We start from the raw sequence: 16,508 nt of genomic DNA on the forward strand, positions 1-16,508 counted from the left end.
GGAATTACCATAGATAGTCAGAAAATATTAGAAATTGCTGTAAAAGCCGCCGATTCCAAACATGCCGAAGATATTATGGCATTAGATGTGCGGGAAATCTCTTTGCTAGCAGATTACTTTGTGATCTGTTCAGGAAATAGCGAACGTCAAATCAATGCGATCATTGATGAAGTCATCGATAAAGAAGAAGAAAATCAAGTATCTGTTCGCCGTGTCGAAGGAAAAGATGGTGGAAAATGGGTCTTGATCGACTTAGGTGACGTGATCGTTCACGTATTCAGTGCCTCAGAACGTGCTTTTTACAACCTAGAAAAATTATGGTCTGATGCGCCGCTTGTGGATCTTAATGAATGGGTCGTGGCGTAATGGCTTACGAAACCTTCGCATTTGTCTATGACGAAGTAATGGATTCCAGTCTCTATAAAAAGTGGCTGGATTTTTCTTGTCGTCATTTAGGAAAAAGAAAACAGCTGTTAGAATTGGCTTGTGGAACTGGTGCGTTAGCCGTTGAGTTTGCCAAGGCTGGTTTTGTCGTGACTGGGTTAGATCTTTCAGAAGAGATGCTGATGATCGCTAGTCAACGGGCTGAAAAAGAAGAGGCGGCTGTGCAATTTGTTGCGGGTGACATGCTGGATCTCGTAGATGTTGGCACCTATCAAGCAATTACCTGCTATTCTGACTCCCTTTGCTACATGGAAGACGAGCAGAGTGTGCAGCAAGTGTTTGATGGTGTTTACAGTTGTTTAGAAGAAGATGGCGTCTTTTTATTTGATGTGCATTCCGTATATCAAATCGATGAAGTCTTTCCTGATTATAGCTATCATTACCAAACCGATGAATTTGCCTTTCTTTGGGAAAGCTATCAAGGCGAAAAAGACCATAGCATTGAACACTTCTTGACCTTTTTTGTTGCACAAGAGAATGGGTTGTTTGAACGCTTAGATGAGCTTCATCAAGAAAGAACCTATCCTCTTGAAAGCTATTTAAGAATGTTAGAAAATGCTGGTTTTGCTAATGTTGAATGCTATGCTGATTTTATCGATACGAAACCAAATGAAAAAAGCCGTCGCTGGTTTTTTGTCTGCCATAAGTAACCGTTATGTAAAACAGGAGGGATGTCGATGAAGGCTTGCGGACTAGTCGTAGAATACAATCCTTTTCACCATGGACACCAATACCATGTGGAAAAAGCACGGCAAGTAACGAATGCTGATGTCGTCGTTGCGGTGATGAGTGGAAATTTTTTACAGCGTGGCGAACCAGCAATCATCGATAAATGGCAGCGAGCTCAAGCAGCACTACAACATGGGGTAGACTTGATCGTCGAATTGCCCCCCGCTTGGGCCGTCCACTCTGCTGATTTTTTTGCATCGGGAGCGATTAGGATTCTGCAGGATCTGCAATGTGAGTTGTTATGCTTCGGCACAGATACGAAACACCCCTTCGACTATGCCAAGTTTGCTCACTTTGAAAAAGAAAATCGACTAATGATCGATGACGCATTTCAACGCTTAGCTAGGCAAAATGCTACCTATAGTCAAAAAATGAGTGCGGTCCTCAGTGAGCTATATCCTGAGTACCATGAAGAAAAAGACCAGCCCAATCATCTGTTGGGTATGGCGTATGCACGGGAAGTGCTGCATTATGAAAAACCAATGCGTTTGGTCCCCATCCAACGCGTTGCGGCGTCCTATCATTCAGAACAATTCGATCATCCCACAATCGCCAGTGCAACAGCCATTCGCCAAGCAATCAAACAAGGTGCAGCTGTTGCGGATTTTGTTCCTGAAGCCACACAAACCTTTCTTTCACAAGCAACAGTCGACTGGGAAGCCTTTTGGCCGTATCTTCAATACCAGATCATTTCTGCCCCAATCGAAAAATTAGCTGCTATTTACCAGATGGAAGAAGGATTAGAATATCGACTAAAACAATATGTGACGGCGGCGGATTCTTTTACAGATTTTATCAAGTTGTTAAAGACGAAACGTTATACCCAAACGCGGCTGCAGCGTCTTGCTTGTTATGTATTGTTCCAAGTGACAAAAGCTGAAATGAAGGAAGCTCAAGAACATTCCTTTATTCGAGTCTTAGGGTATACGAAGCAAGGGCAGCACTATTTAAAAGAGGTCAAAAAAGAGCTGACCCTGCCGCTGATCGCTAAATTTGGTAAGCATGAAGCACAGCGCTATGGCTTGTCATTGCGGATCGACCAGATCTATCAGCAAGGGAATCCTCAAATCACAGAACAAAATTTTCGAAGAATTCCGCTTTTTATTGATAAATAAGTGAAAATTACTTCACAGAACGCCATTTGACAAGTATAATGAATAAGGATTTTTAAAAACAAGAAAGCGAAGTGAAATCATGGGTCGTAAATGGGCAAATATCGTAGCGAAAAAAACTGCTAAAGATGCAAACAATAGCCGAGTTTATGCAAAATTTGGAATCGAAATCTACGCAGCAGCAAAATCGGGTGATCCTGATCCTCACGCGAACCAAAAATTACGCTTTGTTATCGAACGTGCGAAAACCTACAATGTGCCAAAACACATTATTGACCGTGCGATTGAAAAAGCCAAAGGTTCTGGCGATGAACAATACTCAGAACTTCGATACGAAGGATTTGGACCAAATGGATCAATGGTGATCGTCGATACGTTGACAAATAACGTCAACCGTACCGCAGCCGATGTTCGGGCCGCTTTTGGTAAAAACGGCGGGAATATGGGTGTTTCAGGGGCCGTTGCTTATATGTTTGATAACACGGCACTCTTTGGCTTTGCCGGTGACGATGCGGATGAAATCTTAGAATACTTGATGGACAAAGAGATCGATGTTCGTGATGTCGTTGAAGAAGATGGACAAATCATCGTTCACGGTGAACCAAGTGACTTCCATGCCATTCAAGAAGCCTTGAAAGAAAAAGGAATCACTGAATTCTCAATTGCAGAAATGCAAATGATTCCTCAAAATGAAGTAACCTTGACGGGTGACGATCTAGAAAAATTCGAAAAAATGATCGATGTGTTAGAAGATCTTGAAGACGTACAAAACGTCTATCACAATGTGGCAGACGCGGAAGAATAAGTGTCACTTGGCAGCCTAGAGACAATCTGGCTGCCATTTTTTTAGTATGTTTTTTTATGTAGAAGCTTTATCGCTTATGCAAGAGAAATAATGAAGCGGTAGCGTTGCTCATTTACTGAAAATTCTTCTGTGTTGATCATCTTTTCAGTTGGTTTCTATACATTTTATGTGTTATGATTTACTACATAAGCAAACAAATCGTTAGGGGGGCAGACATGGAAGAAAAAATCGTTTTAGAGCCATTTAATCGAATCTTAAGTGGTTTTGAAAAGCTAGCAGAAGTGTCTGTATCGATTTCTGACTGCTCGGCTCTTTGTCGGAAATATCAAAAGTATGGGGTAGAAGGGTATCGTCTAGGTGATTATCGTGGCTCTTCTTATTTGAATCGTTATTTAAATGTCGTCGTTGATCGCGCACCCTTATTAATTTATAAAGAGCGATTCTTGATTCCATTAGTCTTTCGCATGTCGGAATACTCTGAACGGCTCTTTATCGATGAGTATCGAATGGAAGGGTTCTTCTTGCTGTTGGATTGGCTTTTAGAGCACCGACCAGAAAAAGCAATTATTGATTATAAACGAACGCGTGCTTTGCCTCATAGAAAAGAATTTGTCATCGACAGTTCCTATGTACTTTTTCGATTGACAGAAATTCTGGATGGCGCTGGCTTTCCTCTTAGTCGCTTTACGACGATTGAAGAATTTAGTGAGTGGAATCGTACCCATCGCTTGATCGATAACGGCAGCATTGGGCGACATACAAAATTATTCGTTCCAGAAGATCCCGAACACGTTTCTGAGCTGCAAATGATTTTAACCATCGTAGGGATGCGCTATCCAGAAACCCGTTTATTTATTGGCGAGTTAAAAGGCTAAAAAAACATCACGATCGGCTTGTTTCCTTTGGGAACTCGCCGAAAGTGATGTTTTTTGTTATCCGATCGTTGATGCTTCTTGGAACTGATAAGTGGTAGGATCAGCTTTTGCTAGCAGCGGCAATTCCTCTTGGGTGAGGACGGTCAACTGATGCATCGCCCGTGTCGCCATTGTATAAAAAATCAATTGGTCTTGTTCAGTCACGAAAGTGGCACCTGGTGTCCAGACAAATACTTGGTCAAACTCTAGCCCTTTTGCTAAAAAGGCCGGGAAAATCATCACATTGCGTTTCATGAAGTCTTCTTCAGAGGTGATCAGCTGCACTTGTTCCTGCATTGTTTCTGCCAGTTGGGCATATAACTGCTGGCAATCCTTTGCGGTTTTACAAATGATCGCGGTGCGCCAACGCTGATTCTCAGCTGCGTCACGAATACTGGTTTCTAGGAAAGCCAGATTTTCAGTTGCAGTTCCTTTAACAATTGTTGGTACCGCCCCTTTACGAGCCGTCAATTCCACTTGATCACTGCCAACTAAAAATTGATTGGCGAAATCTGTGATTTCCTTAGTCGAACGATAGCTGGTTTTCAATTGATAACGTTTCACACTTTCGCGGGGGAATAATTCTGCTAATGCCCCGACGATCGTTTCATTGCCATACACTTTTTGATTCAAATCGCCGCATAGAGTGATGCCAGCCTTTGGATAAAGCTGACGCAGTAGAGCCACTTGTGCTGGTGGAAAATCCTGCATTTCATCGATAAAGATAAACCGAGCTTTTTCTTCGACGTGAACAGGATAAAGCTGTTTGATCAGTAAGAAAAACAAAACGGCGTCTTCTTGTTTGATCTGTCTTTGGCGCATGCCTTGTCGAATATCGGCAATACTTTGCTGCCAAGTCGCAGCCTCGATGCCAGTTTCTTTGACTGAAGCAGACTCAACCGATTGTAAAAAGTGTAAGTATTGCTTGGCTTGGTTGATAAACTGAAAGTTTTTCACTCCCCGCGTCAAGGAACGGAACTTCTTGCGGACGATCTGCTGTCTAAGTTTCTTCCGCAAACGGCGTTCGTTTTCTTCGCTGTATTCTTGATGAGGATCATTGGCAAATACTTGTTGCAATTGTTCTTCGGTCGCTTCTTTGACCCAGTCTTTTTTTGCTTCATCTTTTTCCAAGCCGCCGATTTTTTTTAATAATTTCGTTTGAAGCAGTTGGGTTCTTTGGTAAATCGGCAGTTCGTTATTGGTTTCTTGATACCAGCGGCGAATCTGTTCTTTTGTCAAATAGGTTTGCCCTTGGATTTTTAGATCACGGAACAAGGGACCGATCGGTGCAATCGAACGGACATAACGGTTGATTTTTTCCACCAAGAAAAGACTACTTTTGATTTTTTCAATGGCATCATCATCGCCGCTTAAAAAGGTTTCTTCTTGTTGGGTTTCTTTCGTCACTTCATAGCCAGTCAGAATCAATTGGATAAAGTGGTGGAAGGTTCTTGTGGGCACTTCACTTTCACCTAAAGAAGGCAGGACCATGGAAATATAGTCAGAAAACAAATGATTGGGTGAAAACAGCAAGACTTGTTTTTCGTCCAACCATTTGCGATTCCGATAAAGTAAAAAGGCGACCCGCTGCAACAAAGCAGAGGTTTTCCCACTTCCAGCAATCCCTTCGATCAGTAAGAATTTATTGGTGGTATCACGAATGATTTGATTCTGTGCTTTTTGGATCGTCGAAACGATGTTACGCATTTGAGAAGTAGAGGCTTCATCCAATATTTCCAACAAAAATTCGTCATTGATGATCTCCGAAGTATCGACCATCGACAAGATTTCACCATTTTGAATTTTAAATTGGCGTTTCAAAAGCAATTCTACCGTAAACCGATCAGTGTCTGTTTCGTAGAAGGTCTCACCAAGCTCTCCTTCATAATAAAGATTGGCGATCGGTGCGCGCCAGTCGATGACGATCGTTTCTTCATCTTTGTCTCGCAATGAAGCGATCCCCAAATAGAGGGTCTCGGTTTCTTGTTCTTCTTTGAAATCGATTCGAGCAAAATACGGATTGCCCGCCATCGTTGTTAAGGTTTTGACGCGTTTTTCTTGTGATTCTGCGGTTTGGTATTTTATCAGCAATTCTTGTTCATGCTGCTGGTACTCGATAACTGATTCATAAAAGGCTTCACTGTCGCCCCCGCGAATTTTCTTATCGGCGATTTCTTTTAATTGATCATCCATTTTAGCGGCTAACTCTTGTTTTTGCTGCGAAAGGATCGCTTGTTCTCTGTGGATCAGAGCAATGGTTTCATTGACATGTTGTTGTTCTTTTTGACGTTCGTTCACGAAGGATCCTCCTTAAAAAAATTGCGACATAAAATTATAGCATATTTTCCCTGCGAATGTCGTGGAAAAAAAGAAACTATGCTAATATTTATAAAAAGAGCTTAGGTGTTCAAAAACGAAACGAAAAAGAGGTGGAGACGGTGAGGGAAGAAGCAGAATTGCACCAATTGATCCTGTCTGTGGGGCAACGTGTTGGGGCACGTGCCATCGGTTTATCTGGTTCACGGACCGATCCACAGGCGCCAAAAGATTTTTTACAAGACTTTGATGTGGTTTACGTAATGGATGATATTCAGCCCTTGGTCGATGATCCTTCATGGTTAGAAGCCTTTGGACCGATCATGATCAGGCAAACACCGGAAGCTAGCACCATCTATCCGCCAAGTTTGGGCGGGTGTTTTACGTACTTGATGCATTTTTTAGACGGAGTAAGAATCGATCTCATGCTATGTCCTCTTGCACTGGTCGATCGTCTGGCTAACGAACCAGGCTTGCAGCCGCTGCTTGATCCAGACCAAATACTAAGTTGTGCTAATCAAGCAAATCATTCGCATTACTGGATCAAGCGCCCGACCCAAGCCGCTTTTCAGGAACACTGCAACGAATTTTGGTGGGTAAGCACGTATGTCGTGAAAGGGCTGCTTCGAAAGCAGCTGATTTATGCTGCGGATCATTTATACACTATTTGTTGGCAAGAATTGTTATGGATTGAAGATTTGTTCGTTGCCCAAGCTCAGCAATTTCAGGTGAGTACAGGGAAAAATCATAAATACCTACAGTCGTTTCTAACGGAAAAGGAGTGGCGGGAATTGACCTCTTTGCTTGATTTTTCCACGATCACTGCCTGCGGTCAGTCCCTCTTGAAGATGCAAAAACGTTTTGATGGCCAAGCAAAGAACATCAGCGAGAAATTAGGGCTGGCTTATGATTGGCAAGAAGCTGAGAATGTCCAAACATATACGAAGTATTGGAGTGAAAAAAATTGGCAGATGAAACCAGAGAATCAAAAATAAAAGACTGTCAGATTCAGGCGTTTTGGCAGCGGTTTTTAAAAGCAAATCCAAGAAATCAATCTCCTTTGACCTATGAAGATGCTTGGTCCTTTGGTAATACACCACAAATGGCCGATGAACTGGCAGCACTGGTTTTAGCTGGCAAAAAGACGGCAACGACATCTGCCGCTGCGCTCTATGAAATCGAGCAAGAAGCATTGCCGCAATCAGGAACCTATAGTGTCCTTTTAAATGGGTCGGATGTACCGAAAGCTGATCTTTACTTAGAGTCAGTGTCGATCGTGCCTTTTGATGAGGTGACAGCAGACTTTGCCTTTTTAGAAGGGGAAGGAGATCGCACTTTGGCTTATTGGCGCCGTGTTCATGAAGCTTTTTTTCGACGAGCTTATGCCTCAGCGGGGTTGTCTTTTCACGATCAAATGCTGTGTGTTTGCGAAAAGTTTTGTGTCGTTTATCAGGAAGAATAAAGTCATGGTTTTCTTTGGAAACCAAGGTAATAGTTTTTGTCTTTTTGAAAAAGGTGTATAATCAAAAGCAAACAAAGGAGGAAGTCGTATGCCATTTATCCATGTCGAACTAGTTGAAGGACGTTCGCAAGAGCAACTGACGAATATGATGAAAGAAATCACTGAGGCGGTCCATAAAAATACAGGCGCCCCTAAAGAGCATATCCATGTTATCATCAATGAAATGAAGCAAGGAACCTATGCTGTGAATGGCGATTGGAAATAATTCTCTTGCTTTTTTATCAAGAGAGTGGTTTAATTGAGCCATAATCGATCAATAAAAAAGACACCTGAATTTGAGAGTCTTCGATAAGAGAGGGAAATCTTGGCTGAAAATTTCCTAGAAGAAAACCAAAGGATGACCACTTTTTTAAGACCTCTGTTGAAACGGAGGCGGTTGAACCGTTATCTCATGAAGAGGAAAACAGACTTTTTCTGTTTTTGAAGAATAGGTGGAACCACGAGTGATCGTCCTAGTATCGTAACCGATACTAGGACTTTTTTTATTGATTGAAATCATCAAAGGAGGACATTCATATGTCATTATTTATTACATTTCCTGATGGCGCAAAAAAAGAATTTGCTGTTGGGGTAACAACCAAAGAGATTGCTGAAAGTATCTCGAAAAGTCTTGCAAAGAAAGCCTTAGCTGGAAAAGTCAATGGACAACTGATCGATCTTTCACGTCCGATCGAAGAAGATGCAACGATTGAGATCGTGACACCCGATCATGAAGACGCCTTAGGCTTACTTCGTCATTCGACAGCTCATTTAATGGCTCAAGCTATGCGCAGACTCTATCCATCGATCCATTTTGGGGTAGGACCTGCAATTGATTCTGGTTTTTACTATGACACAGACAATGGGGAAAACCCAGTAACTGCAGAAGATCTACCAGCAATCGAAGCAGAGATGATGAAGATCATCAAAGAAAATCTGCCAATCGAACGCCGCGTGTTAACAAAAGAAGAAGCGTTGACCCTTTTTGCCGAAGATCCATACAAAGTAGAGTTGATCACTGAATTACCAGATGATGAAACGATTACTGCTTATCAGCAAGGTGAATTTGTCGATCTTTGCCGCGGTCCTCACGTCCCATCAACTGGTCGTATCCAAGTGTACAAATTGTTATCAGTGGCAGGTGCTTACTGGCGTGGAAGCTCTGACAACCAGATGATGCAACGGGTATATGGAACAGCCTTTTTCGATAAAAAAGACTTGAAGGAATTTATCCGTTTACGGGAAGAAGCAAAAGAACGCGATCATCGTAAATTAGGAAAAGAATTAGAATTGTTCATGTTATCACCTGAAGTCGGCGCTGGTTTGCCGTTCTGGCTGCCAAAAGGAGCTACGATCCGTCGTACGATCGAACGGTATATCGTGGACAAAGAAATCAGCTTAGGGTACCAACATGTGTATACACCAATCATGGCAAACGTGGATCTATACAAAACCTCAGGGCACTGGGATCATTACCATGAAGACATGTTCCCGCCAATGGATATGGGGGATGGGGAAATGTTAGTATTGCGACCAATGAACTGTCCGCATCATATGATGGTTTATAAAAATGACATTCATTCGTATCGTGAGCTACCGATTCGGATCGCTGAATTAGGCATGATGCACCGCTATGAAAAATCAGGGGCATTATCTGGATTGCAACGGGTTCGGGAAATGACTTTAAACGATGGGCATACATTCGTCCGTCCGGATCAAATCAAAGAAGAATTCAAACGGACACTTGATTTAATGATCGGTGTTTATGAAGACTTTAATATCACCGATTATCGTTTCCGTCTAAGTTATCGTGATCCACAAAACAAAGACAAATATTTTGATGACGATGCAATGTGGGAAAATGCGCAAACGATGCTAAAAGCCGCTATGGATGAATTAGAATTGGATTATTTTGAAGCAGAAGGCGAAGCAGCTTTCTATGGACCAAAACTAGATGTCCAAGTGAAAACAGCTTTAGGCATGGAGGAAACCTTGTCAACGATCCAATTAGATTTCTTGTTGCCTGAACGGTTTGACCTAACGTATGTTGGTGAAGATGGTGAAAACAACCACCGTCCAGTGGTGATCCACCGCGGCATCGTTTCAACGATGGAACGCTTTGTGGCTTATCTAACGGAAGTCTATAAAGGCGCATTCCCAACTTGGTTGGCGCCGATCCAAGCATCGATCATTCCAGTTTCAGTCGAAGCTCACAGTGACTATGCTTACGAAATCAAAGAACGCTTGCAGGCACAAGGACTGCGGGTAGAAGTGGATGACCGCAACGAAAAAATGGGGTATAAGATCCGCGCATCACAAACCCAAAAAATTCCTTACCAAATCGTTGTTGGGGATCAAGAAGTCAATGACGCGACAGTCAATATCCGTCGCTACGGCAGCAAAGAGACCCAAGTCGAAGAATTGAATCTGTTTGTTGATGCAATGGCTGCAGAAGTGAAAAACTATAGTCGAAAATAGTTTTATGATGGATGAAGCGAAAAAGCACCTTCTTTAAGATGGTGCTTTTTTGTCTAAATTCACAAAAATAAATAAATAGGTTTTGTTATGATGATTAGATTGTAGTATAATTGATAAGTGGCAAAAATGAAAAAAAAGAAAAGGAGTTTGTGATGAATTATAATTACGGAGTTAGAAAGAAATCGGTTGTATCGGTCATTTTATTAACATTTATTACTTGTGGCATTTATACATTCTTTTGGATGTACCAAACAACCAAAGAGCTAGCAGAGTACAGCGGGGATAATCGTCTTTCGCCAGAAACGTCGATTTTACTCACGATCCTTACTTGCGGATTGTACCAAATTTATTGGTGGTACCGAATTGCGGATATCTTTATGAGTGCACAACAACGAGCGAATATGCCTCGTCTGAGTGACAACAAAATCCTTTTTGTCGTCTTGAGCCTTTTTGCTTTTGATTTCATCAACATGGCGATTTTACAAGGTGATATGAATCAAATGTGGGAAGCAGCTGATCAAAATGCCATGATGTCATCTGCTACATCAAACGATTCGTCTGATTCAGATGATTGGGTCGATTATTGATTTGTCCGTTTAAATGGTTAACGGGGTTTCCTTGTCCAGGTTGTGGCATGACGCGCGCCTACTTGCACTTATTTCAGGGTGATCTTGAAGGTGCGCTGCATTTTCATCCCTTGTTTTGGTTAGTGCCGATCGTATTCGGAATCGTTTTGTTCAAAAAAAATCCGAAAATCAGCAAACTTTACCACAGTCACAACCTGTGGCTGACCTTGACACTTTTGGTACTAGTGGTTTATGGTGGTCGGCTCTGGCTTCATTTCCCACATGACGCGCCAATGGACTTTGATCCAGAGAGCATTTTCCCACAACTACTACGTCGGATTGGTCAAGTGATTCACTAACAGCCATTCACCCAGGCATTAAAAATCTTTAAGAAAATGCTTTGTTTTTTTCTGAAAGCGAAGGGAACATGCGACAGTAGTTGAATCTTTATGAAAATTGTGTTATATTTACAATGTAATGATACTTAGAGTGAGTGAGCGGTTTTTTCGCTCACTCTTTTTAATGGAATGAAGTTCGTTTCGTTGAGAAATAAAGGAGGCGATGTTGTGAGTACGGTAGTGGAAACTGTTACAGATATAGTGACCCCTATTCTGGATGCGCAAAAATTTGAATTAGTTGAAGTAGAATTCGTGAAGGAAGGGAAAAATTGGTTTCTTCGTGTGTTCATCGATAAAGAAGGCGGAATCGATATCGAGGAATGTGCCTTTGTCAGTGAACAACTTAGTGAACAATTAGACCAATGCGAACCTGATCCTATTCCACAGGCCTATTTCTTGGAAGTTTCTTCCCCTGGCGCCGAGCGTCCATTGAAGAAAGAAGCAGATTATCAACGGGCAGTCGGCGAGTACATTCATGTTTCTTTATATCAACCGATTGATGGAGAAAAACAGTTCGAAGGCTTTTTACAGTCATTCGACGAAAATCAGCTAGTTATTAAGACCCGAATCAAAACCAGAGAAAAAGAACGAACGATCGACCGGAAAAATATTGCCAAAGCTCGTTTAGCCATTCAATTTTAAACACGGAGGAATGAAAGAATCATGAGTAAAGAAATGTTGAATGCATTGGATGCATTAGAAGCAGAGAAAGGCATTTCAAAAGAGATTGTCATCGATGCCTTGGAAGCGGCATTGGTTTCAGCGTACAAACGTCATTACGGGCAAGCGCAAAATGTGGAAGTTGAATTTGATCAGAAAAAAGGCAACATCCACGTCTATGCAGTCAAAGAAGTGACAGAAGAAGTCATGGACTCGCAACTAGAGGTTTCATTAAAAGAAGCGATGACAATCAATCCCGCTTATGAAATCGGCGACAAAATCCGTTTTGAAGTAACGCCTAAAGACTTTGGTCGTATTGCGGCGCAAACGGCAAAACAAGTCATTTTGCAACGGGTCCGTGAAGCAGAAAGAAACATTATCTATAACGAATTTAGTGCGTACGAAAAAGACATTCTGCAAGGAATCGTTGAACGCCAAGACAATCGTTATATCTATGTAAACTTAGGCAAAATTGAAGCCGTGCTTTCAAAACAAGACCAAATGCCAAATGAGTTTTATCAACCCCATGATCGGATCAAAGTATTCGTTTCTCGTGTTGAAAATACTTCGAAAGGCCCTCAAGTATTCGTTAGCCGTAGCCATCCAGATTTGCTACGCCGATTATTTGAACAAGAAGTGCCAGAAGTATATGATGGTACTGTAGAGATCGTAAGTATTGCTCGTGAAGCAGGGGATCGTGCCAAAGTTGCTGTTCGTTCCTTTGATGCCAACGTCGATCCAGTCGGCACTTGTGTCGGCCCTAAAGGTCAACGGGTTCAAGCGATCGTCAATGAATTAAAAGGCGAGAACATGGACATCGTGGAATGGAATGAAGATCCAGCGATCTTTATCGCCAATGCGTTGAATCCAGCAGAAGTCAGCGACGTTATTTTCGACGTTGATAATCCGAAAGCATGTACTGTTGTCGTTCCTGATTACCAATTATCATTGGCGATCGGTAAACGCGGACAAAATGCTCGTCTAGCAGCCAAATTGACTGGCTTCAAAATCGATATCAAATCAGAAACAGACATGGAAGAGTTTTATGCGAAGCTGGATGAAGGCGACTATATCGATGAGTATGATGCAACTGCTTCAGAAGCTGCTGAAGAAAGCAGCACAGAAGCAACAGAATCTGCGGAAACAGTTGATGAAGCGATTCTTTCATCAGACATGACTGCAGATGATTATGAAAATGTTGAGTTTGACGAAAAATAGTTGAGGTGAGATCGTGATGAAAAAACGAAAAATTCCTTTACGAAAATCAGTGATTTCAGGCGAAATGCTGCCTAAGAAAGAAATGCTTCGTATCACTCGTTCAAAAGAAGGCGTTGTTTCCATCGATCCAACAGGAAAAATGCCAGGTCGAGGAGCTTATATAGCGATCGAACCGGCTGAAGCCCAGAAAGCATGGGATAAGCGGATCTTGGATCGGGTGCTGGAAACGAAATTAACAGATAAATTTTACCAAGAACTATTGGACTATGTAACGCACCAAAAAGCGCGAAAAGAGTTATTTGCAAATGAATAAAACCAAAGCATTAAATATGTTAGGACTAGCCATGCGTGCTGGGAAATTAGTGACTGGTGAAGAAATGACCTTAAAAGAGATTCGCAATGAGAAAGCTGCTTTGGTCATTGTCGCCAGTGATGCTGGTAAAAATACACAAAAGAAAATTAAGGACAAAAGTTCTTATTACGAAATTCCGCTCCTAGATGCATTTTCTGCTGATGAAATCAGTGCGGCCATTGGGAAACCAAGAATGGTCATTGGCATCTTAGATCAAGGATTTGCAAGGAAGGTGCAGGAATTAATATTAGGTTAGGAAGGTGATTGCATGGGGAAAAAAAGAATTTATGAACTTGCAAAAGAATGGAACAAATCGAGCAAAGAGGTTGTTGAAAAAGCACAATCTTTAGGCTTTGATGTCAAAAATCATATGGGCGCGATCTCAGATGGAGAGGCGCAGAAATTGCAGCAGTCATTAGGCGGCAATCCAAATGGTAAAACATCTGCAAACTCAAATCCCGCAAATCAGAAACCAGCCAACCAGCCGGAAAAACAAGAACAAAAGAAATTTAAAACGCAAAGAAATAATCCTAACTTCCAAAACCGTCATAACAATCAAAGTCAACAGCGAACTACGCAAAGCAATAACCGTCCTGCTGGTCAAGGACAAGTAGAGCGCACGAACAGTCAAGGAAGTAACAGACCAAATAACCAAGGAAGTCATAATCGAGTGAATAACCAAGAGAATCGTAACAATCAAGGGCAACAAAACCGCCCAACAAACCAAGGACAACAAAACCGTCCGAATAATCAAGGGCAACAAAATCGCCCAAACAACCAAGGACAACAAAATCGTCCGAACAATCAAGGACAGCAAAACCGTCCGAATAACCAAGGGCAACAAAATCGCCCAAACAACCAAGGACAACAAAATCGTCCGAACAATCAAGGACAACAAAACCGTCCAAACAACCAAGGGCAACAAAATCGTCCGAATAACCAAGGACAGCAAAACCGTCCAAACAACCAAGGACAACAAAATCGTCCGAACAATCAAGGGCAACAAAACCGTCCAGCCGCTCAATCTGCAGGAAATACGCAAGGGGCAGACCGCAACAACAACCGTACGCAAGGCTCGAATGATTCCCGTGGAGGAAATCAAAACCGCGGCAAGTCAAATTACGGTGGACGCAATAACAATTTCAACAACAACAATCGCAATAAATTTAACAAAAAAGGGAAAAAAGGCCGTCAGCAGACGGAAAAGAAACCGCCAGTTCCAGCACGTAAATTCCGTGAACTGCCAGAAGTATTGGAATATACAGAAGGCATGAACGTAGCGGATATCGCGAAAAAAATCTACCGTGAACCAGCAGAGATCATCAAGAAGCTCTTTATGATGGGGGTTATGGTCAATCAAAACCAACCTTTAGATAAAGATACGATTGAACTGCTTGCTACCGATTACGGAATCGAACCACAAGAAAAAGTTCAAGTGGATATCGCAGACATCGATAAATTCTTCGAAGCAGAAGAACAAATTGAAGAGAATTTAGTATCACGACCACCTGTTGTTACCATCATGGGTCACGTTGACCACGGGAAAACAACATTGCTTGATACGTTACGTCATTCACGCGTAACAAGTGGTGAAGCTGGAGGAATCACGCAGCATATTGGGGCTTACCAAATCGACATCAACGGCAAACCAATCACTTTCTTAGATACTCCTGGACACGCGGCGTTCACCAGTATGCGTGCACGGGGAGCAAGTATCACTGATATTACGATTTTAGTTGTCGCAGCTGATGATGGTGTCATGCCGCAAACGGTGGAAGCGATCAACCATGCGAAAGCAGCAAAAGTGCCAATCATCGTTGCAGTTAACAAAATCGATAAACTAGGTGCTAACCCTCAACATGTGATGCAAGAATTAAGTGAACATGAGTTGATCCCAGAAGCTTGGGGTGGGGATACGATCTTCGTTGAAATCTCAGCGAAATTTGGGCAAAACATTGAAGAATTGCTTGAAATGATCCTCTTAGTAGCAGAAGTCGAAGATTTGAAAGCTGATCCTACCCAACGAGCGATCGGTACCGTTATTGAAGCGCGCCTTGATAAAGGCAAAGGTCCTGTAGCAACACTATTGGTACAACAAGGAACTCTTCATGTTGGTGATCCAATCGTTGTAGGGAACACTTTCGGTCGTGTCCGCGTGATGACGAATGATTTAGGTCGTCGTGATAAAGCAGCTGGACCTGCAACGCCAGTCGAAATCACAGGATTGAACGATGTCCCTCAAGCAGGTGACCGTTTCGTTACCTTTGAAGATGAAAAAACGGCTCGGGCAGCAGGTGAAGAACGTGCAAAACGTGCCTTGATGGAACAACGTGCATCAAGCAGTCGTGTGACATTGGATAACTTGTTTGAAAGTCTAAAAGAAGGCGAACTGAAAGAAGTGAACGTCATCATCAAAGCAGACGTACAAGGTTCAGCCGAAGCGTTAGCTGCGTCATTGAAGAAAATCGATGTTGAAGGTGTGCGAGTAAACATCGTCCATTCAGCCGTTGGTGCCATTAATGAAAGTGACGTAACGCTAGCAGCAGCAAGTAATGCCATCATCATCGGATTCAACGTCCGCCCTACACCGCAAGCCAAACAGCAAGCGGAAGCAGAAGAAGTCGATATTCGTTTGCATCGCATTATCTACAAAGCGATCGAAGAAATCGAAACAGCGATGAAAGGGATGCTTGATCCTGAATTCGAAGAAAAAATCACCGGTCAAATGATCGTTCGTGAAACCTACAAAGTTTCTAAAGTTGGTACGATCGCTGGTTGCTATGTGACGGAAGGCAGCATTCGCCGTGACAGTGGTGTACGGGTGATTCGTGACGGTATCGTCATCTATGAAGGCAAACTTGCCAGCTTGAAACGCTTCAAAGACGATGTCAAAGAAGTGAAGCTAGGATTTGAATGTGGCGCGATGATCGAGAAATTCAACGACGTAAAAGTCGATGATGTGATCGAAGGCTATGTCATGGAAGAAGTACCAACAAAATAAACGAAATGACAACT

Annotated in this window: 17 protein-coding genes; 16 read left to right on the top strand and 1 reads right to left on the bottom strand. The window is 42.3% G+C overall.

The window, feature by feature from the left end; translation table 11 throughout:
* The first annotated feature begins 24 nt into the window (after window positions 1-24).
* From rsfS to IGI77_RS07775, 5 genes are all read left to right on the top strand, one after another.
* The gene (rsfS, locus tag IGI77_RS07755) at window positions 25-366 is read left to right on the top strand and encodes a ribosome silencing factor (protein ID WP_034695537.1); all 342 of its coding nucleotides are present in this window, start codon (window positions 25-27) and stop codon (window positions 364-366) included.
* Window positions 366-1,094 (top strand): class I SAM-dependent DNA methyltransferase, encoded by a 729-nt coding sequence (locus IGI77_RS07760; RefSeq protein ID WP_438770520.1) that lies wholly within the window; start codon window positions 366-368, stop codon window positions 1,092-1,094. Before rsfS ends, IGI77_RS07760 begins: the two co-directional genes overlap by 1 nt.
* 27 nt (window positions 1,095-1,121) lie before the next feature.
* The gene (locus IGI77_RS07765) at window positions 1,122-2,288 is read left to right on the top strand and encodes a nucleotidyltransferase (RefSeq protein ID WP_438769812.1); all 1,167 of its coding nucleotides are present in this window, start codon (window positions 1,122-1,124) and stop codon (window positions 2,286-2,288) included.
* Window positions 2,289-2,367: 79 nt separating this feature from the next.
* Window positions 2,368-3,090 (top strand): YebC/PmpR family DNA-binding transcriptional regulator, encoded by a 723-nt coding sequence (locus IGI77_RS07770; protein ID WP_005225911.1) that lies wholly within the window; start codon window positions 2,368-2,370, stop codon window positions 3,088-3,090.
* A gap of 215 nt (window positions 3,091-3,305) precedes the next feature.
* Complete coding sequence (locus tag IGI77_RS07775; protein WP_005225912.1) at window positions 3,306-3,965, top strand: hypothetical protein; 660 nt, start codon at window positions 3,306-3,308, stop codon at window positions 3,963-3,965.
* Between the two features lie 57 nt (window positions 3,966-4,022).
* Here IGI77_RS07775 and helD read toward each other — a convergent pair whose 3' ends face one another.
* The gene (gene helD, locus IGI77_RS07780) at window positions 4,023-6,302 is read right to left on the bottom strand and encodes an RNA polymerase recycling motor HelD (RefSeq protein ID WP_438769813.1); all 2,280 of its coding nucleotides are present in this window, start codon (window positions 6,300-6,302) and stop codon (window positions 4,023-4,025) included.
* Window positions 6,303-6,442: 140 nt separating this feature from the next.
* Here helD and IGI77_RS07785 point away from each other — a divergent pair, with 140 nt between their 5' ends.
* The 11 genes from IGI77_RS07785 to infB all read left to right on the top strand — a co-directional run bounded on the left by IGI77_RS07785 (window position 6,443) and on the right by infB (window position 16,494).
* The gene (locus tag IGI77_RS07785; RefSeq protein WP_438769814.1) at window positions 6,443-7,315 is read left to right on the top strand and encodes an aminoglycoside 6-adenylyltransferase; all 873 of its coding nucleotides are present in this window, start codon (window positions 6,443-6,445) and stop codon (window positions 7,313-7,315) included.
* Window positions 7,285-7,782, top strand: a complete 498-nt coding sequence (locus tag IGI77_RS07790; protein ID WP_438769815.1) for an ASCH domain-containing protein — start codon at window positions 7,285-7,287, stop codon at window positions 7,780-7,782. Before IGI77_RS07785 ends, IGI77_RS07790 begins: the two co-directional genes overlap by 31 nt.
* A gap of 88 nt (window positions 7,783-7,870) precedes the next feature.
* Complete coding sequence (locus IGI77_RS07795) at window positions 7,871-8,047, top strand: 2-hydroxymuconate tautomerase (RefSeq protein ID WP_005225916.1); 177 nt, start codon at window positions 7,871-7,873, stop codon at window positions 8,045-8,047.
* A 311-nt stretch (window positions 8,048-8,358) separates the two neighbouring features.
* Window positions 8,359-10,299, top strand: a complete 1,941-nt coding sequence (gene thrS / locus IGI77_RS07800) for a threonine--tRNA ligase (protein WP_015509581.1) — start codon at window positions 8,359-8,361, stop codon at window positions 10,297-10,299.
* Window positions 10,300-10,451: 152 nt separating this feature from the next.
* Window positions 10,452-10,886: a DUF4234 domain-containing protein gene (locus IGI77_RS07805; RefSeq protein ID WP_034857985.1), complete on the top strand. Its 435-nt coding sequence runs from the start codon at window positions 10,452-10,454 to the stop codon at window positions 10,884-10,886.
* On the top strand, window positions 10,886-11,224 hold the full coding sequence (locus IGI77_RS07810; protein WP_171805166.1) for a DUF2752 domain-containing protein: 339 nt from the start codon (window positions 10,886-10,888) through the stop codon (window positions 11,222-11,224). Before IGI77_RS07805 ends, IGI77_RS07810 begins: the two co-directional genes overlap by 1 nt.
* Before the next feature lie 207 nt (window positions 11,225-11,431).
* A complete protein-coding gene (rimP, locus tag IGI77_RS07815) occupies window positions 11,432-11,905 on the top strand; it encodes a ribosome maturation factor RimP (RefSeq protein WP_005225920.1) in 474 nt (157 codons plus the stop codon).
* A 21-nt stretch (window positions 11,906-11,926) separates the two neighbouring features.
* On the top strand, window positions 11,927-13,141 hold the full coding sequence (gene nusA, locus IGI77_RS07820) for a transcription termination factor NusA (protein ID WP_060792086.1): 1,215 nt from the start codon (window positions 11,927-11,929) through the stop codon (window positions 13,139-13,141).
* A gap of 16 nt (window positions 13,142-13,157) precedes the next feature.
* Window positions 13,158-13,454 (top strand): RNase P modulator RnpM, encoded by a 297-nt coding sequence (gene rnpM, locus IGI77_RS07825; RefSeq protein WP_438769816.1) that lies wholly within the window; start codon window positions 13,158-13,160, stop codon window positions 13,452-13,454.
* Window positions 13,447-13,749 carry a YlxQ-related RNA-binding protein gene (locus tag IGI77_RS07830; RefSeq protein ID WP_015509584.1) on the top strand — a complete coding sequence of 101 codons (303 nt, stop codon included), beginning with the start codon at window positions 13,447-13,449 and terminating at the stop codon, window positions 13,747-13,749. Before rnpM ends, IGI77_RS07830 begins: the two co-directional genes overlap by 8 nt.
* A 12-nt stretch (window positions 13,750-13,761) precedes the next feature.
* Window positions 13,762-16,494 carry a translation initiation factor IF-2 gene (infB, locus tag IGI77_RS07835; protein ID WP_438769817.1) on the top strand — a complete coding sequence of 911 codons (2,733 nt, stop codon included), beginning with the start codon at window positions 13,762-13,764 and terminating at the stop codon, window positions 16,492-16,494.
* The last annotated feature ends 14 nt before the right edge of the window (window positions 16,495-16,508 follow it).

The sequence above is a fragment of the Enterococcus sp. DIV0213h genome (assembly GCF_051711285.1).
GTDB lineage: Bacteria > Bacillota > Bacilli > Lactobacillales > Enterococcaceae > Enterococcus_D > Enterococcus_D casseliflavus.